Raw genomic sequence first — 25090 nt, 5'->3', positions numbered from 1 at the left:
TACATGAATACTACAACGAAGTTTCAGCTATCCTTTATGATGTTTCTTGAGTTCTTTATTTGGGGAGGATGGTTTGTGACCATGGGCATTTATTTGCCAAATACCTTGAATGCTTCAGGCAGCGATATTGCCATGGCATATTCTACACAATCTTGGGGAGCAATCATTGCTCCATTTATTATTGGATTGATTGCAGACCGGTATTTTAATGCCGAACGTATTTTGGGGGTATCCCACTTAATAGGCGCCATTTTAATGTATCAACTGGCCAATGCAACCGATTTTGGAGCATTCTATCCCTTTGTTTTGGGTTATATGATCATTTATATGCCCACCTTGGCCTTAGTGAATTCAGTGGCTTTTAATCAAATGAAAGACCCATCGAAGGAGTTTGCCTTTGTACGCGTATTCGGCACGATAGGATGGATCATTGCCGGTCTGGCCATCAGTTATTTTGGCTGGGATAGCGAAGTAGGGGTAAAGGAAGGATTATTGAAAAACACCTTTTTGATGGTGGCAGGTGCTTCGGCCCTTTTGGGACTGTTCAGTTTTACCTTACCCAAAACACCACCTAAAACCTCCAAAGATGAAAAGGTGGCCATCTCCGATATTTTGGGCCTTGAAGCTTTGAAATTGCTCAACAACAGAAACTTCTTGATCTTTTTCATTGCCTCTATTTTGATATGTATCCCATTGGCGTTCTACTATCAACACGCAGGGCAGTTTTTGGGAGAAATTGGAGTGGCCAACCCAGCAGGCAAAATGACAATTGGACAAATTTCCGAAGTGCTCTTTATGCTTTTGTTGCCATTTTTCTTCAAACGTTTTGGTTTTAAAATGACCATATTGGCAGGTATGTTGGCTTGGACGATAAGGTACTTGCTGTTCGCATACGGAGATGCCGGAGAACTTGCATTTATGTTGATTATTGGAATCGCTTTGCATGGCATCTGCTACGACTTCTTTTTTGTATCCGGTCAGATTTATACAGATTCCAAAGCAGGAGAAAGATATAAGAGTGCGGCCCAGGGATTGATTACTTTGGCTACCTACGGAGTAGGTATGCTTATTGGTTTTTGGGTAGCTGGAAAAATCACAGATTCCTATTTAGTTTCCGAAAATGTGCATGAATGGGCGAACATTTGGACATTCCCTGCTATTTTTGCTGCTGTAGTCTTGGTACTTTTCCTACTACTGTTCAAAAACGAAAAAATCGAATACAAAGAATAGACCTATGCCAAAAAAAATTCGACTTGGAATTCTTGGTGGTGGTGGAGACTCCCTTATTGGGGTATTGCACCGCGTAGCCTCTTTTATAAATGACAACTATCAAATCACCGGAGGGGTTTTCAATGCACAATATGAAGAAAGCCTAAAATTTGCGGAGGAGATTGACATTCCCACGAACCGAATATATGGAGATTTAGATGCTCTGATTGAAGGGGAGCTAAAATTGCCCGAAGAAGAACGAATTCAAGTTTGCTCGGTCCTTACGCCGAACTTTCTCCATTTTCCCATGGCCAAAAAACTCTTGGAAAATGGGTTTCATGTAATCTGTGAAAAACCCCTGACCACCACCTACGAGGAGGCCAAAATTTTGCAGGACACCTTGACAAAGGCCAAGAAGGTCTTTGCGGTTACCCATACCTATACCGGCTATCCCATGGTACGTGAAATGCGTGAAAGGATAAAGGAAGGGGAGCTCGGGAAAATTCATAAGGTCGACGCGCAATATTACCAAGGATGGATCAATGCTATAATCCACGATAAGGAAAAACGATCGTCGGTATGGCGCTTGGATCCTAAAAAAGCAGGAATCAGTTCGTGCATGGGAGATATAGGAGTTCATGCCTTCAATATGATTGAGTTTACCACCGGATTGCGCATCCAATCCCTTCTATGTGATTTCAATTACCTCTATGATGACAATGTGATGGATGTAGATGGAACGGTGCTGGTTAGGATGGATAAACATGTAAAAGGGGTCATCCGGAGCAGTCAGGTGGCCACTGGGGAAGAAAATGGACTGTCCATTGCCATTTATGGAGAAAAAGGAGCGTTCAAATGGGAGCAGGAAAATCCGAATTACCTCTACAAATTAAGTGATACCGAACCACTTCAAGTTTTAAAACCAGGGCATGCCTATAATTCCAAATTATCTTTGGATGGCACAAAATTACCACCAGGACACCCTGAAGGAATTTTTGATGCCATGGCCAACATTTATTTAGGGGTTTCCAAAGCAATTCGGGGACAGGAATATAATGATGGCGAATTCCCAACCATGCTGGATGGTGTTCGCGGATTGAATTTCATAGAGGGCACTGTGGCTTCACACAAACAAGGGAATGTTTGGGTGAATCTCGATTAAATAGCCCCAATAAGTACAATAAATGGCCGCAAAACTGCGGTCATTTTTTTGTGAACAGCTTTTCAAATTGCTCAAAGACAACAATCATACTTTCTTTTGGAGCCTTACCAAACTCGGCAAGTTCCCGGGTATAGTAGTCCCAATGGACTTTTCGCCAATATTCAAGACTCTTGTCGCCTTCTCCTTCCAAACGCGCTTGCTCCTCGCGAATGGCAAAATAGGGAATCAGGCGAACCCCGGTGGTCCTGATAATACATTTGGCGTTGCCGGACCAATCGGTCACAACGGAAAAATCCCCAAGTTGAGGAAGTTTCTCATTTCGCAATTGTAGGCCTAATAGCGAGTGCGAGGTAGCACGCTTGACGTCTTTACTTACCAAATTGGCACAGACATTGGCGTCTTTCTCATTATCGCAAAAATGGATAACCTTGGGTGCGTCTTCAGAGGCAAACTCAAGGTGGGCGTCTAAAAAGTCGCCCCAAAGATTTCGGGCAGAAGCATTTTCCATGAATGATCAAGAAAATTTATGTTGATGAAATTGTTTTGAGGCATGATTGGCTGCTCGGGCCGTAAAGGCCATATAGGTCAATGACGGATTTACGCAGCTAGCAGAGGTCATAAAGGCACCATCTGTCACATAAACGTTTGGAACGTCATGTAGTTGATTATTACGGTTCACTACAGAAGTTTTGGGGTTGGCCCCCATTCGGGCACCTCCCATTTCATGGATGCCCAACCCGGGGCCTGTTGACTCGTCAAATGTTGTAATTTCTTTGAAGCCTGCAGCTTTGAAGATGGCCACAGCCTCTTCTTTAATGGCTTCCCGCATGTTGAGTTCATTGGATTTGAATTCTGCATCAAAATTTAGCTGGGGCAAATCCCATGAATCTTTTTTATCAGTACTTAAGGTTACCCGATTATCCGGATGAGGTAGCATTTCCCCAAAACCGCTCATTCCGATTTCCCAACCACCGGGTTTTAAAATACTTTCCTTAAGGCTCTTTCCATATCCCATTTCGGCAACCATTTCTTTCCAATTGCCTCTACTGGCACCCCCCTGATAACCGAAACCTCGTAAAAAGCTATTCCTTTGGGTGGTATCGTCCAGATTCACAAAACGGGGAATATAAAAGCCATTGGGCCTTCTCCCTTTGTAGTACTTGTCCAAATGACCATCAATTTTGGCCGTAGCCCCAACTTTGTAGTGATGGTCCATGAGATTTCTGCCCAATTGATCATGGTTGTTACCCATTCCGTTCGGAAAACTTTTTGATTTGGACTGGAGCAAGATACCCACAGAAGCCATTGCAGATGCACATAGGAAAACGATTTTACCCTTGAATTCAAATTTTTCATGGGTCACGGCATCGATGACTTTTACACCGGTTGCCCTTTTGGTTGATGCATCATATATCACCTCATGGACAATGGAATTGGCCCGTATGGTCATATTTCCAGTACGTTCTGCAGCGGGGAGAGTGGAAGAATTGCTGCTAAAGTAGCCGCCAAATGGGCAACCTCGCCAACAGCGATTTCGATATTGACAAGGACCCCTGCCTTCAATATCGGATGTATTTTCAGTAATATGGGCGACCCGGCCAATAGTCAATAAACGGCCATCGTCAAAATCGTTCTTCATGGAAGCTTGAAGTTCCTTTTCGGCACAGTTCAATTCCATGGGGGGTTGAAATTGTCCGTCTGGTAATTGTTTCAGCCCTAATTTTTCCCCGCTTACACCGATGTAAGATTCTACCTTGTCGTACCAAGGGGCAATGTCTTTATATCGGACAGGCCAGTCTACACCAATACCTTCTTTCTTGTTGGCTTCAAAATCGATGTCGCTCCAACGGTAACTTTGTCTTCCCCAGGTCAGGCTTCTTCCACCTACATGGTATCCCCGAATCCAATCAAAACGTTTGGTTTCTTGATAGGGGTGTTCCAAATCGTTGACGAAAAAGTGTTTGACATCGTCGCGCGGGGCCCATCCCAAACGAGATTGTACGGGATATTTCTTTTTTTCTTCTAAGGTCAACTCCCCTTTAAACTTATAGTCCCACGGATCATCATGCATGGTCTTGTAATCTTCAACGTGCTTGACCATGGGACCACGATCCAAAACCAAGGTTTTGAGCCCATTTTCACATAGCTCCTTGGCGGCCCATCCTCCACTGATTCCTGTACCCACCACTATGGCATCATAAACCGTATTTTCGTTCACAATAATACCGTTCAAATTCTGAGCTTATTCCTATATTTATGACCCCTCATAAAGAAGTCAGCAATACGCTCACATTATTTTTTAAATATAGGGGATAAATCCTAAAATGTTGGGGATTTACTAATTCTTAAAAGCCAATACCATGAAAACAATAAAAGGGCCAGCCGTTTTTTTAGCGCAATTTGTAGATAGCGAACCTCCTTTCAATTCACTCGAAGGTCTTTGCCAATGGGCTTCAAGTTTAGGCTATAAGGGAATCCAAATTCCTACTTGGGAATCTTTTTTAATTGACTTGGACAAAGCGGCCGAAAGTCAGGATTACTGTGATGAACTCAAAGGGAAAATCAATTCCTACGGGTTGGAGATCACCGAATTGTCTACCCATTTACAAGGACAATTGGTTGCGGTACACCCAGCATATGATATCATGTTTGACAATTTTGCACCGGATGCCCTTAAGGGCAAACCCAAAGAGCGAACCCAATGGGCCATAGAAACGGTCAAGAAAGCGGCAACGGCCAGCCGACGTTTGGGAATCAAGGCGCATGCGACGTTTTCTGGGGCACTGCTATGGCATACGGCTCATCCCTGGCCACAACGACCCCCGGGATTGGTAGAAATGGGGTTTGAGGAATTGGCCAATCGTTGGCTGCCCATACTAGATCATTTTGATAAAGAAGGTGTTGATGTTTGTTATGAAATCCATCCCGGAGAAGATCTTCATGATGGTGACACCTTCGAACGATTTTTAGAGGCAACCGGTAACCACAAAAGGGTCAATATTCTGTACGACCCCAGCCATTTTGTACTACAGCAATTGGATTATATCACGTATATCGACCATTACCACGAATTCATCAAGTCGTTTCATGTGAAGGATTCTGAATTCAATCCCACAGGGAAAAAAGGGGCTTTTGGAGGTTATAATGATTGGGGCGATCGTGCTGGAAGGTATCGTTCCTTGGGTGATGGCCAAATTGACTTTAAAACCATTTTTTCAAAACTTACCCAATACGGATGCGATGTTTGGGCGGTCATGGAATGGGAGTGTTGCATAAAAAGTCCCGAGCAAGGGGCGAGGGAAGGGGCCAAGTTCATTCAAGATCATATCATTGAGGCAACGACCAAGACCTTTGATGATTTTGCTGGCGGGGATTTGGACAAAGACAAATTGAAACGCATTTTGGGAATATAATAGACAACCTAATCAAAAACTACAATGAAACTTTACAAATCAACTCTTTTGATCTTTCTACTCGTTTTTTCCTCAAGTGTATTTGCACAAGAAGGAGAACCCACCAAACCGGAAGCCACTGAAACATATAAACCTGTTCCGCCCAAGGTGGTGCCAGGGAAAAATGGGGCACCTCCCAGTGATGCCCTGGTGCTTTTTGACGGGTCCGATTTTGATGAATGGATAAGCAGTGGTGACAGTACAGCTGTGAAATGGCACTTGAATAAAGATGGTAGTATGACCGTTAAGGACAAAACAGGAAACATTCAGACCAAACGCAATTTTGGCAGTTTTCAACTTCATATTGAATGGAGCTCTCCAGCCGAAACCCAAGGAGAAGGGCAGAGTAGGGCCAATAGTGGTGTATTTATGCAAAAGCGCTATGAAATTCAGGTTTTGGACAACAACAATAATTCTACCTACGTGAACGGGCAGGTCGGGTCTTTGTACAAACAATCGGTTCCGATGGCTATGGCCTCCGTGCCTTCGGGGGAATGGAACAGCTATGATATCATTTTCCATGCTCCGAAATTTAGTAAAGGAGGAAACCTTGAAGAGCCGGCCACCATTACCGTTTTGCACAACGGGGTTTTGATTCAAGACCATTTTGAGATTGAAGGCCCTTCGGAGTACATCGGTTGGCCCAAATACGAACCCCATGGGAAAGCACCCTTAGAGTTACAAGACCATAGGGATAACAGCAGGGTGAGTTATCGCAATATTTGGGTCAGGGAACTGGATTAGCACCCTTTCCTTAAGTGGCTTATGCGATAAGGGCATAGGCTAATTTGGTTACCTTTGTTAAAATTTAGTATTCCGCATGATTCAATCCATGACCGGTTTTGGAAAGCACGTAGTGCAACTTCCTTCCAAAAAGATTACCGTCGAAATAAAATCACTCAACAGCAAAAATCTCGACATCAATGCTCGAATTCCCCAAGCTTATCGGGAGAAGGAATTGGAGCTTCGAAAGATGATCGCCGATGGTTTGGTGAGAGGGAAAGTTGATCTAGGGCTTTATGTTGAAATCACTGGTGAGGAAACCACATCGGAGGTGAATCATGGTGTAGTGAAGAAGTATATGGAGCAACTGTCTCAAATCGTGGATGGAGATTCTCTAAAGCTAATGGAACTGGCCTTGCGTATGCCGGACACCCTGAAGAGTGACAAAAACGATATTGACAAGGCCGAATACGACGCTATCAAAAAGGCTATGCAAGAAGCTTTGGTGGAAATCACCAATTTCCGAGAAGCGGAGGGCCGGGTTCTTGAAAAGGATTTTGAAATGCGTTTAAAAGCTTTGGATGACCTATTGGAAAAAGTAAAATTGTTGGATGTTGAGCGCATTGATACCATTCGAGAACGTTTGGAAAAAGCAGTTTCAGAATTGAAAGTGGAAGTTGATGCCAACCGTTTTGAACAAGAACTTATTTATTATTTGGAAAAGTACGATATCACCGAAGAAAAAGTACGTTTGGCCAACCACTTAAATTACTTTGAAACTACGCTACATTCCAATGATTCCAACGGAAAGAAATTGGGTTTTATAAGCCAAGAAATTGGTCGGGAGATCAATACCATCGGTTCCAAGGCAAATTATGCTCCCATGCAACAAGTGGTGGTTCAGATGAAGGACGAGTTGGAAAAGATCAAAGAACAAATGTTGAATGTGTTATGAGCAGAGGAGGGAAGCTTATTATTTTTTCGGCTCCTTCCGGAAGTGGTAAAACCACGATTGTTCGCTACTTGTTGGATCAACCGGAGCTCAATTTGGCTTTTTCGGTTTCTGCGACCTCACGGCCTAGAAGGGGAAAAGAAAAGGAAGGGGTCAATTATTATTTTATGTCGATATCCGAATTTAAAAAGCACATCAAAAAAGATGATTTTATAGAGTGGGAAGAGGTATATCGCGACAATTTTTACGGAACTTTGAAGAGTGAGGTTGAACGACTTTGGAGTGAGGGCAAAAATGTAATTTTTGATATTGACGTGGTCGGTGGCCTTCGAATCAAAAAGAAATTTCCTGAGCAGACCTTGGCCGTATTTGTTAAACCTCCCAGTGTCGACGAACTAAAAATCCGACTCAAAAAAAGGAGCACCGAAAGTGAAGACAAAATCAACATGAGGGTGGCAAAAGCTTCTGTGGAGTTGGCCACAGCTCCCCAGTTCGACAAGATTATCAAGAACTACGATTTGGATATCGCTTTGAAAGAATCCCATCAATTGGTGGCTGAATTTGTTGGAGCCGAAATTGCAAAATCGGAAGAGGAGTAATGAATGAAAAAGACCGGGCTATATTTTGGCACTTTCAACCCCATTCATATTGGTCATCTGGTCATTGCAAACCATATGGTGGAGTTTTCCGAACTTGATGAGGTTTGGTTTGTGATCACTCCGCAAAGTCCGTTCAAAACCAAGCAATCACTTTTGGATAATCATCACCGTTACCAGATGGTTTTTGAGGCGGTTCACGACTACCCCAAATTAAAACCTAGCAAGATTGAATTCAATCTCCAGCAACCCAATTACACGATACATACATTAGCCCATTTAGATGAAAAATATCGGTACGAGCATAAGTTTTCATTGATTATGGGGGAAGACAATTTGAAAGGTTTCCATAAATGGAAAAACTATGAAGCTATTTTGGAAAACTATTCTATTTATGTTTACCCGAGAATATCAAATGGGGATTTGGAACATCAGTTTAAGAACCATCCAAAAATCCATCATGTGGACGCGCCTAGCATGGAGATTTCTTCAACCTTTATCCGCAAGCAACACCATTTGGGAAAAAACGTGAGGCCCATGCTTCCTGAGCGAGTTTGGAAGTATATGGATGAGATGAACTTTTATCGGTAAGAAGTCTAGTTTACCAATTTGTCTGTTCCTAGATACTTTTGATCGGAGTTATAATACCATTTGCGGGTTTTGGGCATTTTAATGCCCCCAATTTCCACCAAATCGGTAAGAAGAATATACTCTCCGTCATTTTTGGCCTCATCATGGTAAAATTGATATACTTCCATGGCATAACTTTTAGGATCAAAGTAGAAGTACCAAACATCAGAGCCCACCTCTTCTTGATATGAGACCTTTAAAACAAGGTATTCCTTGCCTTGGAAAACTCTTTTTGATACCTCAGGACTCAGAATGGCACCTGGGTCCTTGAGTTTCATGGGAAGACCGTAGAGGTAGGTGTAATAATCCTTCATCATATTCCCTCTTTCGCAACTCAGGCGATGAGTCTTCTTATCTTCCTCAGAGATTTCTGTGGATCCGTTGAACAGGATTTTACAGGTACCCTTATCCAATTCATAGACATAGGCATCACTGTCTTTTTTCACTTCCAAAGTGAAATGCTCTTCAGGAATGTTAATGTATACACTACTATGTCGCTTACTTGAATTTGGTATGGTCAACTCTATTTCAAGCGTATCATTAAATGCGCTCCATGCTCCGTTCGGGTCATGAAAAGAAATCGATCTATTCAAAAGTTCGTTTGCACTTAGCTCTTTTTGGGCTATGGCGTTTTGGGCGGTCAAAAAAATGACTAGGAGAAAAGGTAGGCAAGACTGAAAATAAACTCTTTTATTCCTGTGCATGTTTTTCAATTTTTGCCGGCTCAATGGTGCTATCATGTTCGGTATAATAGAGCTCCAAAAGCTTCAAAGTGGATTTTATCAAATCCTTACTTTCCGTAAGCAACGAAAAATAGAGGGTTGTGTTTTTTGGACTTGATTCCTCTGTTCGGGTGCGTGCTACTTGCTTTTCAATCTTATCTGAGACCATGGTAAAGAGATTGTCCCTTTGGGTCAAAATCGACTCTATCCTTTCAAAATTTCTGGTTTGGAATATGTTTTGGGTATTGCTAAACAAATCATCCAAAGTGATATCCAGTTCTTTCAACTCTTTGATTTGGGTATACTTCAGTTTTTTGTGATTGTTGTGAACATGCTTGTGGGCCAAAGTGGAAATATATTCCAAGGACTGGGAAATGTCTTGCAAAAGCCCAAGAAGATTGATGTAAAAATTACTGGCCCCTCCAACACTCGACTCGTCCAAGTTTTTAATAAAATAGAAGACGTTATTTTTTAAATCTTCAATTTCACTGGACATTTTTCCAACCCCCTTACGGTTCTTTTTGAGCATTTCAATATCATGTCGGGCCAAACCGTTGACGGAGTTCGTATAAATACGATTGCTTCTTTTGATCATATTTCCGATGTTGTCCGCGCTTTCCTCGATGACCCCTTGAATGGAGCTGCTTTCTGCCCTTCTAAGACTGTCTTCTGCTTTTATAACCTTGCTCTTTTTGTTGTGGGACATGTAGTTACGCAATAAAATTGTGGCAGCGGCTACCAAAAGTAACAGAAGCGCTATGAACTTACCAAGATGCAACAAGTAAGCAATGATGGCGGCCGCGGTAAACGCGCAGAACGCAGTAAAGAACCACCCGCCAATAACATTCAATACCCCAGCTACACGGTAGACGGCACTTTCAGCACCCCATGCCCTATCGGCCAAGGAAGTTCCCATCGCCACCATGAAAGTAACATAGGTGGTGGACAGTGGTAATTTCATAGAGGTGGCTATAGAAATCAATACGCTGGCTACCATAAGGTTTACCGAGGCTCGCACCATATCAAAAGCAGGCATATCTTGCACTTTGCTTTTGGGAACGTATACATAGGGAACGGTAAACTGTTTATCGGCACTTCTTTTGATGGATGGTGGAATGACCTTTGACAAATTTTCGAAGGCCACAATGCTAAATTTCACAATTTGCCTGGAAAGATAATTGGGTTGAAAACGTTCTTCACCCTCATCTTGTCGTGATAAATCTACACTAGTTTTGACCACACTCTTTGCTTTGGATGAGAACCAAAGTGTTATGACCATAATACCACCAGAAAATAAGAGAAGAAGGGTTGGAGTGCGCACAGCAGCTGATAATCCGCTCATATCAAAATCAGATGGTGCTATACCAGAAGCCTGCCAATCTTGAAAAGACTGCAAGGCAGCAATTGGTACACCAATAAAATTCACCAAGTCGTTTCCGGCGAAAGCCATGGCCAGGGCGAACGTGCCAAATGCAATGACCAATCGATAAATATTACGGTTGAAGAAGTTGGCCAGTATCCAAGAAAACAGGGTCCAAAAAACAAAATTTAACAGCGTGAACAGCTCGGTTTGGGTCGCCACAAACTCGGTAAGGGTTCCATTGAACAAGTCAGTACTTTTAAGACCTTTGACCAAAATGAAATATACAATGGCCGTTGTGGCAATCCCACCAAAAATGGATTCAACCCACTTGGATTTACTTTTATAATCGAATGAAATTAACAGTCGCGATACATATTGAACTATGGCCCCTATCGTAAAGGCAATGAAGACAGAGAGCAAGATGCCAAAAATAATTTGGCCGGCTTTATCGGTATTGATGTAAGCACCCAAATCGGAAAAGCCACCATCGGTATTGTAGATTTTTACCAGTGAAATGGCCACCGAAGCTCCAAGAAGTTCAAACACGATTGATACTGTTGTGGAGGTTGGCATTCCCAAAGTATTGAAGAAATCCAACAGCAGGATATCCGTGATCATGACCGCCATAAAAATGAACATGATCTCTGCGAAAACAAATTCGCCGGGATTGAAAATTCCTTTCCGGGCAACTTCCATCATACCACTCGAAGAAATGGCACCAAAAGCGATTCCAACACTGGCTACAATCATTATGGTACGGAACGATATGGCTTTAGAACCAATGGCAGAATTTAAAAAATTAACCGCATCATTACTTACGCCAACCACTAAATCGGTTATTGCCAAGATACCCAGTGCAACAACCATGAAAATGTAGATGTTCTCGCCCATTCAAAATTAAAATATGGCAAAAATGCCATTATAAATTTGCATCAAGGTTAATAAAATGTTACGAAATATAGTGCTCTTGGCCCATTTCTTTTGAAAGATTAAAGCGAAGATTTGGCATTTGACATATCTTAGCGGAAAACAAGCTAGCCTATGGAATGGGAGCGTTTACTCTCATTGAAACGACATGGAGATACCTATAAGAGACTAAGAAAGGAACAGGACGAAACACGATTGGGTTTCGAAGTGGATTACGACCGGGTTATTTTTTCCTCACCGTTTAGAAGTCTTCAAGATAAAACCCAAGTAGTTCCCATGCCCATCAGCGTTGGGGCCAAAAAAGAGTTTGTACACACGCGATTGACGCATAGCCTTGAAGTTTCCGTAGTGGGCAGAAGCCTTGGAAGAGTTGCAGGTAAAGGGATTCTAGAAAAACACCCTCATCTCAAGGATGTCCATGGTTATCATTTCAATGATTTCGGAGCTATTGTGGCCGCGGCGGCCCTGGCCCATGATATTGGAAATCCTCCTTTTGGCCATAGTGGCGAGAAGGCCATCGGTAGTTATTTTGAACGCGGCAGTGGAGCAAAATATCGAGAACAACTTACGGATGAAGAGTTTCAAGATTTAGTCGATTTCGAAGGTAATGCCAATGGTTTCAAATTACTGACGGAATCGAGGGAGGGGGTTTCTGGAGGTCTGCGTTTAAGTTACGCCACCTTGGGGGCTTTTATGAAATACCCGAAAGGCTCGCTTCCCAAAAAGCCTTCTAAACACATAGTGGATAAGAAATTTGGTTTTTTCCAGTCGGACAAGGATTCATTTCTGGATGTTGTCACTGAATTGGGACTTGCCAGTAATCCGAACAATCCCGAAATAGGTTTTTTCAGACATCCGTTGACCTATTTGGTTGAAGCTGCAGATGATATTTGCTACACCATTATTGATTTTGAGGATGGTATCAACTTAGGACTGATTCCGGAAGATTATGCCTTGGAGTATTTGATCAAGCTTGTCAAGGATAAGATTAGCACCAAAAAGTATAATACCCTGACCAATTCAAGTGACCGATTGAGCTATTTACGGGCCTTGGCGATAAGCACGCTTATTTCAGACGCCGTGTCCGTCTTTAAACAGTATGAAAAAGAAATTCTGGACGGAACTTTTGCGACCTCTTTATTGGATAAAGGAAATTACAAGGCACAAATCGATGACATCATCCAGCTAAGCATTAAAAAAATCTACCAATCCGCCGAAGTTTTGGATAAAGAGTTAGCCGGCTATAAAATTATAAATGATCTTTTGGAAATTTATTCCCAGGCTTTGGTACACAAGATGAAAGGAACGGCTTCAAACTATGACGCCTTACTAATCAAAAGCCTACCTGAAAGTTTTCAAAACAGCGAAAAATCGCTTTATAAAACCTTTTTGAACCTAAGCTGTTTTGTCGCCAGCCTTTCTGATAGTGCAGCGGTTCATTTGCACAATAAGATAGCGGGAAGGCAGATCTAGAAGGAATAGGTCATCCCAATTCCCAACAACTGTTTAAATTGAATTCTTGGCTCACCGGGATTGATGACCGTGCCGTCCTCGGCAATTTCCTCGTCGAATTTAATATCATCATCGAAGATGAGGTGAGTGCCAATATTGGCATTGATATACTTGTTTACCTTTAAATTAAAGTTGACCTCCCAATCGACATCTATGTTTCCGAAACTCCTCAGATAGTCAGTGTAAAGGCTTATTCGGTGATTCATCAGCACATTTTTGATTACCTCTTTTTCCCAAGTATGGGTCACCAAAAAACCAAGCTCCATAAAAACCTGTTCACCTTCTTCCACTCCAAAAGCTCCTTGATTAGAGAGGGCCTCATCGAGTACAAAAGTGGCTTTCATAGTGATGGGTGAGATGTACAGATTGAACTTATCTTCTGTCAATATGTATGAGGTTCCCGCACCTAAAAAAAGATAGCCCGGGGACATAAATCGGGATATTGGATTGGATCTGTCAGGATATTTGAAACCATTGGAAAACTGGGTATTGAAATTCATTTTTACCGAGTAATACCAATTGGTGATGGTATCTTTTCTGAAGCCAAAGGTGGAGGTAAGGCGTATTTGATCATCTGTTTTTCGCAAAGCTCTTCCCTCTTGTGCGTTGAGTCCGTATCTCAGCCTAAGTTCGTTGTCCCAGTTCAAATACCTGAACTTATAATTGCGTTCAAATCTCATATTGGCCAAGGCTGAAACCGAATTGTCACCCCCGGCATTCCAATTCACAAAAGCAACTTCATTGATGTTCAAACCAAACTCATGGGTTTTGGTCCAGAAAGATTGGGCAACAAAACGCTTGTATTTTTTTAATAAGGGTTTGGTGCGGTTCAGTAGGGTCCTGGAATTGGTCAATTTTGCACTTCGGGGAACATAGAGAAGTTTTACATCTTTGATGCGAACCGCTTGAAAACCGGGTTCGGTACTATCCCTTTCAAAAACCCTCAAGGTGTTTACTTGAGCAGTCAATGATACAAGGGAACAAATAAATACAACAATTGAAAGTTGTAAACGCATCACAGCATTGAATTTATGTAGGTTTTCAGTGAGGTGCTATCAATTCCGGCCATTAAATGGGTTTCCTTCACGGTACCATGCTCAACAAAATTATCTGGAATTCCGAAAATAGCGATAGGAAGGGACACTTTTTCTTCATTAGCAAATTCCAATATCGCCGTACCAAAACCGCCTTTTTTACATCCATCCTCAATAGTCAGAATGCTATCGTACTTTTTAAAGATTTGCCGCAATAATTTCTTATCCAAAGGCTTTACAAAACGCATATCGTAATGCCCCACACTCCTAGGTTGATTCAATTCCTTAAGAACTCTGGAGACGGTGTTTCCAATATGTCCAATGGACAAAATGGCCAATTTGCTTCCTTCTTGCAAGCACTTCGCTCTTCCAATTTCAATAGTTTTAAACGGCGCTTGCCAGTTTAACATGACTCCTCGACCTCGTGGATAACGAATGGCAATGGGGCTTTCCAAGCCCTTTTGCGCAGTGTACATCATATTTCTTAGCTCCGTCTCATTCATCGGGGCAAATATGGTCAGGTTAGGAATGCATCGCAAATAGGCGAAGTCGAAAACCCCATGGTGGGTTGGCCCATCCTGCCCCACAAGTCCAGCCCGATCAAGACAGAAAACTACCGGCAGGTTCTGAAGAGCCACATCATGTATGACCTGATCGTAGGCCCTTTGCAAAAAAGTAGAGTATATGTTGCAAAATGGCACAAGCCCTTGGGTGGCCATTCCTGCCGCCAAGGTAACGGCGTGTTGTTCGGCAATGCCCACATCAAATGCCCTTTCCGGTATTTTCTCCATCATAAACTTTAGGGAGCTGCCCGTGGGCATGGCCGGAGTAATTCCAACGATTTTTTCATTTTGACTTGCTAGCTCTACCAAGGTATGACCAAAAACATCCTGGTACTTGGGAGGGATGCCGTTGTCATTTTTTTTCAATCGTTCACCGGTAGAGGCGTCGAACTTTCCAGGGGCATGATACACCACTTGATTTTCCTCTGCCTGTTGGAGTCCTTTTCCTTTTTTGGTTATGATATGGAGAAGTTTTGGTCCCGCAACGCTTTTCAAGCGTTGAAGCTCTAAAATAAGTGCATTGAGATTATGACCGTCAATAGGCCCGGAATAGTTCAGATTCAAGCATTCAAAAATGTTTTCATCTTTGGCCGCACCTTTTTTAACGTTGGTCAGGTATTTTTTTAAGGCCCCCACGCTGGGGTCGATACCAATGGCATTGTCGTTAAGCACAATCAATGCATTGACATCGGTAACGCCTAAATGATTCAAACCTTCAAAAGCCATTCCGCAGGCAATGGATGCATCTCCCACCACGGCCACATGCTGTTTTGAGGTTTCTCCTTGAAGTTTGGATGCAAGAGCCATACCCAATATGGCCGAAATAGCCGTTGAACTATGACCCGTACCAAAGTCGTCGTATTCGCTTTCGCTTCTTTTGGGAAAACCGCTTATGCCGCCAAGCTGACGGTTCGTATCGAATATTTCTTTTCTCCCAGTGAGTATTTTGTGGCCATAGGCCTGATGTCCTACATCCCAGATAAGTTTGTCGTTCGGGGTGTCAAAAACGTAGTGCAGGGCTATGGTCAGCTCCACCACTCCCAGACTTGCTCCTAAATGGCCCTCCTTTGTTGCTACGATGTGAATAATGAAATCCCTTAACTCCTGAGCAAGTTGCGGAAGCTGTTCTTTGCTCAGCTTTTTGAGGTCTTTTGGGGAGTTTATATGTGGTAACAGCTTTTCCAATGGGTTAAAGAACAAAAATACCTATTCTATATAAAAATGTTTTGTTTTAGATTAGCTCCCAGAAAAAATAGCATTGGCAGTTTTGGAGAATCCTTTCGACGATACCTATTTTATGAAAAAAGCGCTTCAAGAAGCAGAACTCGCTTTCGAAAGTGGGGAAGTCCCTGTGGGCGCTGTTGTGGTTGTCAAAAACCGGATTATTGGCAGGGCGCATAATTTAACGGAGCGATTAATGGACGTTACAGCCCATGCCGAGATGCAGGCCATAACGGCGGCCTCTAATTTTTTAGGGGGAAAATACTTGCATGGCTGTACCCTTTATGTAACCTTGGAACCTTGCCAAATGTGTGCCGGTGCACTGTATTGGAGCCAAATTTCGAGAGTGGTCTATGGCGCAGCGGATTTAGAACGTGGTTTTAATGTGATGGGGACCCAGCTTCATCCCAAAACCGAAATACATGGGGGAGTGCTTGAAAATGAGGCTTCAGAAATGCTCAAGCGGTTTTTCATACAACGAAGGAACTTGAATTAATTAGACAGCACCAAGAACAAAAAACCCCAACTTAAGTCGGGGTTTTTAAATTCAATTCAAAATAAAATATTGTTATCCGATTACCTGCACTTGTGCGGCAACCACACCTTTTCTTCCTTCTTCTTCTGAATATTCTACCTTGTCTCCATCTTTGAGCTCTACTCCGTTCAGTGCTGTGACATGAACAAAGATGTCTCTACCTGTTTCGTCGTTCGTAATAAATCCAAAACCTTTGGATTCATTAAAGAATTTTACTGTACCAGTCATTAAAAAAAAATATGTATTGAATTGCTAAGTTAAATTTTTCTGTTTTGACTTTTAACGATTCTATTTTAAATCTTTGGAAAATTACTGCTCATCCTTCTTTTTGGACTCCCTTTCCTGCATTTTTTTAATGTTCTCGTGGGTCAACATATAATCTTTCATTTTTTTTCCTCTACTTTCTTTGACAAGAAAAAGGGGCATCGCCACCAAAAAGAGTCCAATGGTGCCAAAACCTATAAATTTATGGGCCGCACTAGGGGTTTCATCTTTAATGGTGAATCCATAGATGATGGAGGCAAAGGAAGCCAATACAACAAATACAACAAGATGTTTGAACTTCAATTTCATGGAGAGAAGTTAATGAGTTTTCTGCGATAGGCCGTCAAAAGTTTTGATTTGGAAATGAAACCTACATATTTTCCGTCTTTAATTACGGGCAGATTCCAGGCTCCACTATCTTGAAATTTCTTCATAACCGCTTTCATGTTATCAGTATTCTGAAAAATATGCTCTGGGGGTGCGTGCATTAGGTCTTTTACGAAAACGGTGTCATAGAGCTCCGTCTGAAACATAAATTCCCTGATGTCATCCAAAACTATGATTCCTATGAGCTTCTTTTCTTGGTCTAAAACAGGGAAAAGATTTCTTTTTGATTTCGAAACAGATTCGTGAAGCATTTCGCCTAGAGACATTTCGGGATGGACCGCTTTGAAATTCTTTTCAATGACATCGTCCATTTCCATAAGATTGAGCACCATTTGATCTTTATTATGGCTTAAAAGCGCTCCAATTTTGGCCAATTCCTTAGTGTAGATAGTATAATCGAGGGCATTTTTGGTCACCAAATAGGATATGGACGCAGTAATCATCAAAGGAACAAAAAGTTGATAACCACCTGTGATTTCAGCGATCAAGAATATGGCCGTGAGTGGAGCATGAATAACCCCTGCTATAAGCCCAGCCATACCGATTAGGGTAAAATTACTCTCAGATACCTGAAAACCAAGTCCGATATTATTAATGATTTTGGCCATTACATTACCTAGGGCGCTCCCCATGACCAAGGTGGGAATGAAAACTCCCCCGGCCCCACCAGCGGCAAAGGTCGTGGTCATGGCGATGGCCTTAAATAGGGTTATGCCAAACAATAGGGCAATAACCACCCAAATATTCTCGGTGTAGGCATCAAATGGGGTTTTGCCGAGTGCCGCAATATGGTTACCATCCAATAAATTGTTGATGAAACCAAAACCCTCCCCGTACAATGGGGGAATGGCATATAGCATAATTCCAATGGCTATTCCCCCAATCAGCAGTCGGTATTTTGGACTTTTAAAGGGCTTAAACCACTGTAGAATTCGGAAGTACATTTTGGTAAAATAGATGGAGGCCACGGCGGTTCCCAATCCCAAAATGATATAAAATAAAGTGTCTTTAAGTTGAAAACCTTCGCTTAGTGAAAAACTAAAGAGAACCTCATTGCCCAAAAAGAAATAGGAGGTAAGAACCCCTGAAATTGATGCCAACAACAAGGGAAGAAGAGAGGACATGGTCATATCCAGGGTAAATACTTCCATGGCAAAAATCACTGCTGCAATGGGAGATTGAAAAATGGATGCAATAGCTCCTGAGGAGGCACAAGCCACTAGCAAGGAACGCGTTTTTGCATCAATATGGAACAACTTGCTGAGATTCGAGCTTACTGCGGCGCCAGATTGAACCGCAGGGCCCAACAAACCGACGGATCCACCAAAACCAACTGTCAAGGGTGCGGCGATAAGCGGGGTGTACATGTCTTTGATGGAAAGCAGCCCTCTTTTTTTGGATAAGGAAAAAATTATGGACGATACAGCGTGCTGAAGTGGCTTTTTATGTACAAACTTTACATAAAGAAACACCAAGGCCAGTCCAACAATGGGCAAAATGAAATAGAGCTGGTTCTCTGAAAAGATGATACCAGCCTTTAAAACAGATTGGATGAGATAGGTGAGGTTTTTCAGGGTCACGGCCACCAATCCAGCGGCAAAGCCAACCAATAAGCTCATGATATGCACAAAGGTCTTGTTGGAGATATTTCTGTATCTCCATTTAAGGAACTTTGTCAAAAGTCGCTTGGTTTTGCTCCGCATCGAGGTATGCTATGTTTAAAAGTATTAAAAAATCCCGCGGTAAAGCGGGATTTGTACTTTCTTAAAGATCGAGCTTCAAATGAAGCTCTTTCAGTTGCTCTTCATCAATAGTGGCCGGAGCATCGATCATAACGTCGCGCCCACTATTGTTTTTTGGGAAAGCGATAAAATCGCGAATGGTTTCCTGTCCGCCTAAAATGGCGACTAAACGGTCTAACCCGAAGGCAATACCTCCATGGGGAGGCGCGCCGTATTGAAAGGCATCCATCAAAAAGCCAAACTGTGCTCTAGCTTCTTCTGGGGTAAAGCCCAAGTGTTTGAACATGGTCGCTTGAATGTCCTTATCATGAATTCTGATAGATCCACCTCCAATTTCGTTGCCATTCAAAACCAAATCGTAAGCATTGGCCCGAACTGCTCCAGGGTCGGATTCCAACAACTCCATTTGTCCAGGTTTTGGAGATGTGAAAGGATGGTGCATGGCATGATAGTTTCCTGTTTCCTCATCAAGTTCCAATAACGGAAAATCCACAACCCAAAGCGGAGCAAATTCGTCAGGCTTTCTAAGGCCTAGACGTTCCGCCATTTCCATACGCAATGCACTTAATTGAGACCGGGTCTCGTTTCCATTTCCAGAGAGAACACAAATTAAATCGCCAGGCTTGGCTTGGGTGCGTTCCGCCCATTGGGCAAAGTCTGAAGTGTCATAAAATTTATCTACAGAGGATTTAAAGGTGCCATCCTCGTTGTACTTGACATATACCATTCCTTTGGCGCCCACTTGCGGTCGTTTCACCCAGTCAATGAGTTTGTCAATTTCCTTTCGGGTGTAGGAAGCCGCTCCGGGAACAGCAATCCCCACGATCAGTTCTGCCGAATTGAATACGCTGAACTCTTTATGTTGGGCGAGGTCATTCAACTCCCCAAACTTCATTCCGAAACGAATGTCGGGCTTGTCATTACCGTAAGTCCGCATAGCCTCATCATAGGTAATCCGAGGAAAATCTCCCGAATCAATATTATGGATTTGCTTCAGCAAGTACTTGGTCAGACCCTCGAAGGTATTTAGTATATCTTCTTGTTCTACAAAGGCCATTTCACAATCGATTTGCGTGAATTCGGGTTGACGGTCAGCGCGTAAATCTTCATCCCTGAAGCATTTGACAATCTGAAAATACTTATCCATTCCTCCCACCATCAATAATTGTTTAAAGGTTTGGGGAGATTGGGGAAGTGCATAAAATTGACCCTCATTCATGCGACTGGGCACCAAGAAGTCACGGGCTCCTTCGGGGGTGGACTTTATTAAGTAAGGAGTTTCAACCTCAATAAATCCTTGGTCTGAAAGATACTTACGAACCTCCATGGTCACTTTATGGCGAAAGATGAGGTTGTTCTTAACGGGATTTCTTCGAATGTCTAGATATCTGTATTTCATCCGCAGATCATCGCCACCATCGGTATCATCTTCAATGGTAAATGGAGGCAGGGCAGAAGGATTCAAAATTTGGAGGGAAGACACCAAAACCTCTACATCGCCTGTAGGGATGTTCGGATTTTTGGAAGCTCTTTCAATGACTGTCCCCTCAATTTGAACAACGGTTTCACGCCCCAGTTCTTTGGCTTTTTCCAATAAGCTTTTATCTGAACGTTCCTCATCAAAAACAAGTTGGGTGATGCCATACCGATCTCGAAGATCTACCCAGATCACAAAACCCTTGTCCCTTACTTTATGGACCCAACCACTGAGTATAACTTCTTTTTGAATATCGGTGGAGCGCAAAGCACCACAAGTAACATTTCTGTACATAACTTAATTGTGAGGCGCAAATTTAAAAGTAAAGTCAAGATTACGGGCAAGATATAAAGAGTTTCTTGCTAGTAGTATAATTATGCAAATTAGGTGATAAAAGAAATAAGGAAATTTAGGGTAACATTATAGAAACTTAAGGTTTACACAAAATTTACATTAAGAATTAACGTTAGATAATAGACAGGAAACTTCGGTATAAAGCTGGATTTGTTTAAGAAACCTTCAAAAGTGTTGAAACTTAAATACCTGATTATTAAACTATTAAACAATTAAAGTTAATTTAATGTAAATAAATAGTTAGGCAAATATTTATTTTACGTAAAATAAATGGTACATTTGTAATGTTATAGTAAAGAAACGAATTTAAAAAACCCATATATATTATGAAGAAAGCAGTATTTTTTTTAGCGATGGTGTTTTCGGTTTATATGTATTCACAAGGTACTGAACCGACTTTGGAAAAAGTGGGGAAAATGGTAAAAGCTACATATTTTCACGAAAATGGCAACATTGCCCAAGTAGGGTATATGTTAAAAGGAAAATTACATGGACAATGGTTCATGTATAATCAAGATGGAAGAAAAATCGCTTCAGGTAAATATGATGAAGGCAAAAAATCTGGTAAATGGTTCTTCTGGGAAAAAGAAGTTTTGAAAGAAGTAGATTATGCAGATAATCGTATTGTGAATGTGAAAAACTGGAACAATTCGGAAATTGTTTCCGTAGACTGATAAAAAATTGGTGTACAAAAAAGCCGCGGCGAATTCGCCGCGGCTTTTTTTATGCTTTAAGTTTACTTAAGCTGCTATATCCAAAACCTCTTTTTTGGTCACTTCTTTTCGTACGCGGTTCTTTTTCATTCTCACTTTTACGCGATACACCAAGCTGAAAAGAATAGGAACAACAATCAACGTTAGGAAGGTAGCCACCAATAATCCATAAATTACGGTCCATGCCAAAGGTCCCCAGAAAATTACATTGTCCCCACCAAAATAAATATTCGGATTGAACTCACTGAACAGGGTAAAGAAATTGATGTTGAACCCGGTTGCTAGCGGAATAAGTCCCAAAATTGTGGTAATGGCAGTTAAAAGAACGGGTCTTAGCCTTGCCTTTCCACCTTTAACCACAGCTTCAAGAAAGTCTTCTTGATTCAAAAGCTCGTCATCATCCAACTCCAATTCCACTTTTTTACGGTCGATGAGCAATTGGGTATAGTCCAAAAGCACCACCCCATTGTTCACCACAATTCCGGCCAGGGAAATAATACCCATCATGGTCATCATGATAACAAAAGCGCTTCCTGTGGCCACAATTCCTCCGAAAACGCCAATCAAACTCAAGAAGATGGCCAACATAATAATTCCCGGTTTTGAAACCGAATTGAACTGGAAAATCAAGATGAAGAAAATCAGACCTAATCCCGTAAAGAAGGCTCCCATCAAAAAGGCCATTTGCTTGTTCTGTTCTTCAATTTGACCCGTGTAATCAATTTTGATATTCGGCGGCAGTTCGTTAAAGCTTTGCATTTCATCCTGAACTTTGCTGACAATGGCTCCTGCATCGGTAAACCCAGGTGCCAAGGCCGAATAAACGGTCACCACCCTTCTTACATCTCGATGCTTAATGGCACTAAACCCAGAACTGTTTACCTGATTTGCCACCGCAGAAACCGGCACCTCCTTGATTTGACCAGAAGATTGATCCCTAAACGTAATTTTCTGATTGAAAATGGCACTGGTATTATATCGGTTCTCTTCATTAAAACGAACGTAGATGTCGTAGTCCTCGCCATCCTCTTTGTAGATTCCTGCCTTTGCTCCGAAGATGGAATTTCGCAGTTGCTGACCTACCTGTCCGGTGGCAACACCCAGTTCACCTGCTTTTTTGCGGTCAACTTCAACCACCATAGAAGGTTTGGATTTGTTCACATCAATTTTGAGCTCATCAATACCAGGAATGTTCTTGGAATTGATATAGTTCCGCATTTTTTCGGCTGATGCGATCAACTCTGAATAATCGTCCCCTTCCAACTCGATGTTGATAGGATATCCCGCGGGGGGTCCAACAGCATCTTTTTCAACAGAAATCGCTACACCGGGGTATACATCTTTAAGGGCTTCCTGAACTTTTTTGAGCAAGTCGTTACTATCGGCCCCTTCCCTAAACTTGTATTCCCGCATGGTAGCTGTAATCTTTCCTCGATGTGGCATTTCAGCCGCGGAGCCACCATCAGTCTGGGGATTACCTGCTCCTTCACCAACCTGCGAGACCGCACTTTCCGTTAAAAAGTTGTAGTCCCCATGCAGATAAGCATCTTCATTAATGATTTCGTACACCCGCCTTTCAACATCGTTGGTAATTTGATTTGTTTTTTCGATATCCGTTCCTTCGGGGTATTCGATATATACAATAATCTGGTTCGGGGTGTTATCGGGGAAGAATTCAACTTTAGTACGTTGACTTCCCACTGAAGCCCCAAAGCCCATAAATGCAATAAACAACAATACAAAGGTGCCAATTGCAATGAAGATTGGTTTTCTTCCGTTCAAAGCAACACGCAAGGTACGCTCATAAAACTTTTCCCATCTTGGGAGAATTTTGTTTTGGAATCCATTGGCCCATCCCCTCAAGAATAGTCGATATCCCCATAACAAAATGGAGGTTACCACCATCAAGGTTCCCAATGCTCTATATTCACCTCCAAAAATGATAATCAAAATTCCTATAGCCGAAACTATGGAGGTAGTTCGAATAATTTGCTTTAAAGGCATTTCCTTGTCCTCAGTGGTCATGTACCTTGAAACCAGCACGGAGTTGAAAAAGATGGCCACAAATAGTGAAGAGCCCAATACCACCGATAGGGTTACGGGGAAATAGATCATAAACTGCCCCATCACTCCGGGCCATAAACCAAGGGGTACAAAAGCGGCAACCGTGGTAAGCGTTGAGATAATAATGGGGAACGCAATCTCCCCAATCCCTTTTTTGGCGGCCTCTATTCGGGACATCCCTTCCTTATCAATAAGGCGATAAACATTTTCGACAACCACGATACCGTTATCGACCAACATCCCCAATCCCATAATCAGTCCAAATAGGATCATGGTGTTCATCGTATAGCCCAAGGTGTTCAATATCATAAGCGACATGAACATGGACATCGGAATCGCGAACCCAACAAATAGTGCATTTTTGAATCCTAAAAAGAACATCAATACGGTGACCACCAAAATGATTCCAAAGATGATGTTGTTTACCAAATCATCTACCTGACCAATAGTCTTGGACGATTGGTCGTTTGCGATGCTCACCTGAAGATCTTGTGGGAATACATTGTTCCTTGCGTCTTCAACCATGACCTGAATCTGCTCAGCCGCGGCCACCATGTTTTTTCCGGCACGTTTCTTTACATCCAGCATTACAACAGGGTGTCCAAATTCTCGGGCATAGGTGGTTTTATCCTCTTCCTTGAACGAAACTTCTGCAATGTCCTTCAAATAAATGGGGTTGTTATTTTCCGATTTCACCACAAAGTTTTCCAACTCACTAGGCTCATCGATTTCACCAACAATACGAATAGTTCTACGCTGACCACTGGTAATCAAATTTCCTGCGGAGGTGGTCATGTTTTCACGGCTGATGGTATTGATGACATCGTCAAAACTGACTTGAGCGGCCATCATTTTGTAAATATCAACGGCTACTTCAACTTCCTTTTCTTGTGCACCACGAATATCTACTTGCTTTATTTCTTGTAAGCTTTCAATCTCGTCTTCCAAATATTCCCCATATTCTTTGAGTTTGTCTACCGGATAATCCCCTGAAATATTAATATTCAGGATGGGAATTTCTTCCGACATACTTAGATCAAATACATTGGGTTCAACTTTCGCATTGTTAAAAGTTGGCCAGTCCTCTCCAGCGGTTTGAGAATCCACCTCATCTTTCACCTTTTGTTTGGCAGCCTCAACACTAATATTTTCATCGAATTCCACAATGATCATAGAGTAATCCTCTTGGGATGTCGATGTAATTTCAATAACGTTGCTCACCGTTTTTAGCTCATCTTCCAAAGGGTCGGTAATGAGCTTCTCGATATCTTCCGCAGTATTTCCGGGATAGAGCGAGCTGATGTAAATTTTGGTCTCCTTGATTTCAGGGAAGTTTTCCCTGGGCATACTGAAATAGGCCGATGCACCCAAGAATAGGATTACCGCGATCAAAACATACATGGTCGTTTTGTTGTCGATAGCCCAAGAGGACAGCCTAAATTCTTTATCTACTTTTTTCTTTTGCTTTTCCATGATGATTGTGGTATT

General features: G+C 42.2%; 21 protein-coding genes. 10 read left to right on the top strand and 11 right to left on the bottom strand.

The annotated features are described in order from the left end of the window. Positions 1-3: 3 nt before the first annotated feature. Positions 4-1230 carry a nucleoside permease gene (locus EW142_RS12010; protein ID WP_130614153.1) on the top strand — a complete coding sequence of 409 codons (1227 nt, stop codon included), beginning with the start codon at positions 4-6 and terminating at the stop codon, positions 1228-1230. Between the two features lie 4 nt (positions 1231-1234). Beyond that, entirely contained in the window at positions 1235-2371 is a 1137-nt protein-coding gene (locus EW142_RS12005) for a Gfo/Idh/MocA family protein (protein ID WP_130614151.1), read from the top strand. Positions 2372-2411: 40 nt separating this feature from the next. Here EW142_RS12005 and EW142_RS12000 read toward each other — a convergent pair whose 3' ends face one another. Then, positions 2412-2879 (bottom strand): ASCH domain-containing protein, encoded by a 468-nt coding sequence (locus EW142_RS12000; protein WP_130614149.1) that lies wholly within the window; start codon positions 2877-2879, stop codon positions 2412-2414. Between the two features lie 6 nt (positions 2880-2885). Continuing rightward, entirely contained in the window at positions 2886-4589 is a 1704-nt protein-coding gene (locus tag EW142_RS11995; RefSeq protein ID WP_130615706.1) for a GMC oxidoreductase, read from the bottom strand. Between the two features lie 142 nt (positions 4590-4731). Here EW142_RS11995 and EW142_RS11990 point away from each other — a divergent pair, with 142 nt between their 5' ends. The 5 genes from EW142_RS11990 to nadD all read left to right on the top strand — a co-directional run bounded on the left by EW142_RS11990 (position 4732) and on the right by nadD (position 8685). Continuing rightward, complete coding sequence (locus tag EW142_RS11990) at positions 4732-5784, top strand: sugar phosphate isomerase/epimerase family protein (RefSeq protein ID WP_130614147.1); 1053 nt, start codon at positions 4732-4734, stop codon at positions 5782-5784. Between the two features lie 24 nt (positions 5785-5808). Continuing rightward, positions 5809-6567: a 3-keto-disaccharide hydrolase gene (locus tag EW142_RS11985; RefSeq protein ID WP_130614145.1), complete on the top strand. Its 759-nt coding sequence runs from the start codon at positions 5809-5811 to the stop codon at positions 6565-6567. A 76-nt stretch (positions 6568-6643) separates the two neighbouring features. Then, complete coding sequence (locus tag EW142_RS11980; RefSeq protein ID WP_130614143.1) at positions 6644-7501, top strand: YicC/YloC family endoribonuclease; 858 nt, start codon at positions 6644-6646, stop codon at positions 7499-7501. Beyond that, positions 7498-8097, top strand: coding sequence for a guanylate kinase (gmk, locus tag EW142_RS11975; RefSeq protein ID WP_130614142.1), 600 nt, complete (start codon positions 7498-7500; stop codon positions 8095-8097). The genes EW142_RS11980 and gmk overlap by 4 nt, the downstream gene beginning before the upstream one ends. Positions 8098-8100: 3 nt before the next feature. Continuing rightward, positions 8101-8685: a nicotinate (nicotinamide) nucleotide adenylyltransferase gene (gene nadD / locus EW142_RS11970; RefSeq protein WP_130614140.1), complete on the top strand. Its 585-nt coding sequence runs from the start codon at positions 8101-8103 to the stop codon at positions 8683-8685. A 5-nt stretch (positions 8686-8690) separates the two neighbouring features. Here the strand turns inward: nadD and EW142_RS11965 are convergent, their stop codons facing one another. Together EW142_RS11965 and EW142_RS11960 are read right to left on the bottom strand one after the other, a co-directional pair. Further along, positions 8691-9428: a DUF6503 family protein gene (locus tag EW142_RS11965; protein ID WP_165395272.1), complete on the bottom strand. Its 738-nt coding sequence runs from the start codon at positions 9426-9428 to the stop codon at positions 8691-8693. Further along, positions 9415-11700 carry an inorganic phosphate transporter gene (locus EW142_RS11960; RefSeq protein WP_130614138.1) on the bottom strand — a complete coding sequence of 762 codons (2286 nt, stop codon included), beginning with the start codon at positions 11698-11700 and terminating at the stop codon, positions 9415-9417. Before EW142_RS11960 ends, EW142_RS11965 begins: the two co-directional genes overlap by 14 nt. A gap of 150 nt (positions 11701-11850) precedes the next feature. Here EW142_RS11960 and dgt point away from each other — a divergent pair, with 150 nt between their 5' ends. Next, the gene (dgt, locus tag EW142_RS11955; protein WP_130614136.1) at positions 11851-13209 is read left to right on the top strand and encodes a dGTP triphosphohydrolase; all 1359 of its coding nucleotides are present in this window, start codon (positions 11851-11853) and stop codon (positions 13207-13209) included. Here dgt and EW142_RS11950 read toward each other — a convergent pair. After that, positions 13206-14264 carry a DUF3078 domain-containing protein gene (locus EW142_RS11950; protein WP_130615702.1) on the bottom strand — a complete coding sequence of 353 codons (1059 nt, stop codon included), beginning with the start codon at positions 14262-14264 and terminating at the stop codon, positions 13206-13208. The two genes, dgt and EW142_RS11950, sit on opposite strands and share 4 nt — an antisense overlap. Beyond that, entirely contained in the window at positions 14264-16030 is a 1767-nt protein-coding gene (gene dxs / locus EW142_RS11945) for a 1-deoxy-D-xylulose-5-phosphate synthase (RefSeq protein WP_130614134.1), read from the bottom strand. The genes EW142_RS11950 and dxs overlap by 1 nt, the downstream gene beginning before the upstream one ends. Positions 16031-16112: 82 nt before the next feature. On the opposite strand from dxs, the gene EW142_RS11940 reads away from it, so the two are divergent. Then, positions 16113-16562, top strand: a complete 450-nt coding sequence (locus EW142_RS11940) for a nucleoside deaminase (RefSeq protein WP_130615700.1) — start codon at positions 16113-16115, stop codon at positions 16560-16562. A gap of 72 nt (positions 16563-16634) precedes the next feature. On the opposite strand, the gene EW142_RS11935 is transcribed toward EW142_RS11940, so the two are convergent. The 4 genes from EW142_RS11935 to aspS all read right to left on the bottom strand — a co-directional run bounded on the left by EW142_RS11935 (position 16635) and on the right by aspS (position 20765). After that, complete coding sequence (locus EW142_RS11935; protein WP_130614132.1) at positions 16635-16829, bottom strand: cold-shock protein; 195 nt, start codon at positions 16827-16829, stop codon at positions 16635-16637. Between the two features lie 81 nt (positions 16830-16910). After that, positions 16911-17174, bottom strand: coding sequence for a hypothetical protein (locus EW142_RS11930; protein ID WP_130614130.1), 264 nt, complete (start codon positions 17172-17174; stop codon positions 16911-16913). Then, a complete protein-coding gene (locus tag EW142_RS11925) occupies positions 17171-18955 on the bottom strand; it encodes a chloride channel protein (protein WP_130614128.1) in 1785 nt (594 codons plus the stop codon). Before EW142_RS11925 ends, EW142_RS11930 begins: the two co-directional genes overlap by 4 nt. 61 nt (positions 18956-19016) lie before the next feature. After that, entirely contained in the window at positions 19017-20765 is a 1749-nt protein-coding gene (gene aspS, locus EW142_RS11920) for an aspartate--tRNA ligase (protein WP_130614126.1), read from the bottom strand. A 386-nt stretch (positions 20766-21151) separates the two neighbouring features. Between aspS and EW142_RS11915 the strand changes: the two genes are divergently transcribed. After that, positions 21152-21499 (top strand): toxin-antitoxin system YwqK family antitoxin, encoded by a 348-nt coding sequence (locus EW142_RS11915; RefSeq protein ID WP_130614125.1) that lies wholly within the window; start codon positions 21152-21154, stop codon positions 21497-21499. A 66-nt stretch (positions 21500-21565) separates the two neighbouring features. Here EW142_RS11915 and EW142_RS11910 read toward each other — a convergent pair whose 3' ends face one another. Beyond that, on the bottom strand, positions 21566-25075 hold the full coding sequence (locus EW142_RS11910) for an efflux RND transporter permease subunit (RefSeq protein ID WP_130614123.1): 3510 nt from the start codon (positions 25073-25075) through the stop codon (positions 21566-21568). Positions 25076-25090 lie beyond the last annotated feature (15 nt).

The organism is Flagellimonas allohymeniacidonis (genome assembly GCF_004296335.1).
In the GTDB taxonomy this organism is placed as follows: domain Bacteria; phylum Bacteroidota; class Bacteroidia; order Flavobacteriales; family Flavobacteriaceae; genus Flagellimonas; species Flagellimonas allohymeniacidonis.
Note: the sequence above shows the minus strand (reverse complement) of the source record. Positions and strands in the feature narration are given on the sequence as shown.

Excerpts from the sequence above, each read along its gene's own strand:
- EW142_RS12010 (WP_130614153.1), top strand. The coding sequence starts at position 4 with ATGAATACTACAACGAAGTTTCAGCTATCCTTTATGATGTTTCTTGAG.
- EW142_RS12005 (WP_130614151.1), top strand. The coding sequence starts at position 1,235 with ATGCCAAAAAAAATTCGACTTGGAATTCTTGGTGGTGGTGGAGACTCC.
- EW142_RS12000 (WP_130614149.1), bottom strand. The coding sequence starts at position 2,879 with ATGGAAAATGCTTCTGCCCGAAATCTTTGGGGCGACTTTTTAGACGCC.
- EW142_RS11990 (WP_130614147.1), top strand. The coding sequence starts at position 4,732 with ATGAAAACAATAAAAGGGCCAGCCGTTTTTTTAGCGCAATTTGTAGAT.
- EW142_RS11985 (WP_130614145.1), top strand. The coding sequence starts at position 5,809 with ATGAAACTTTACAAATCAACTCTTTTGATCTTTCTACTCGTTTTTTCC.
- EW142_RS11980 (WP_130614143.1), top strand. The coding sequence starts at position 6,644 with ATGATTCAATCCATGACCGGTTTTGGAAAGCACGTAGTGCAACTTCCT.
- gmk (WP_130614142.1), top strand. The coding sequence starts at position 7,498 with ATGAGCAGAGGAGGGAAGCTTATTATTTTTTCGGCTCCTTCCGGAAGT.
- nadD (WP_130614140.1), top strand. The coding sequence starts at position 8,101 with ATGAAAAAGACCGGGCTATATTTTGGCACTTTCAACCCCATTCATATT.
- EW142_RS11965 (WP_165395272.1), bottom strand. The coding sequence starts at position 9,428 with ATGCACAGGAATAAAAGAGTTTATTTTCAGTCTTGCCTACCTTTTCTC.
- EW142_RS11960 (WP_130614138.1), bottom strand. The coding sequence starts at position 11,700 with ATGGGCGAGAACATCTACATTTTCATGGTTGTTGCACTGGGTATCTTG.
- dgt (WP_130614136.1), top strand. The coding sequence starts at position 11,851 with ATGGAATGGGAGCGTTTACTCTCATTGAAACGACATGGAGATACCTAT.
- EW142_RS11950 (WP_130615702.1), bottom strand. The coding sequence starts at position 14,264 with ATGCGTTTACAACTTTCAATTGTTGTATTTATTTGTTCCCTTGTATCA.
- EW142_RS11935 (WP_130614132.1), bottom strand. The coding sequence starts at position 16,829 with ATGACTGGTACAGTAAAATTCTTTAATGAATCCAAAGGTTTTGGATTT.
- EW142_RS11930 (WP_130614130.1), bottom strand. The coding sequence starts at position 17,174 with ATGAAATTGAAGTTCAAACATCTTGTTGTATTTGTTGTATTGGCTTCC.
- EW142_RS11925 (WP_130614128.1), bottom strand. The coding sequence starts at position 18,955 with ATGCGGAGCAAAACCAAGCGACTTTTGACAAAGTTCCTTAAATGGAGA.
- aspS (WP_130614126.1), bottom strand. The coding sequence starts at position 20,765 with ATGTACAGAAATGTTACTTGTGGTGCTTTGCGCTCCACCGATATTCAA.
- EW142_RS11915 (WP_130614125.1), top strand. The coding sequence starts at position 21,152 with ATGAAGAAAGCAGTATTTTTTTTAGCGATGGTGTTTTCGGTTTATATG.
- EW142_RS11910 (WP_130614123.1), bottom strand. The coding sequence starts at position 25,075 with ATGGAAAAGCAAAAGAAAAAAGTAGATAAAGAATTTAGGCTGTCCTCT.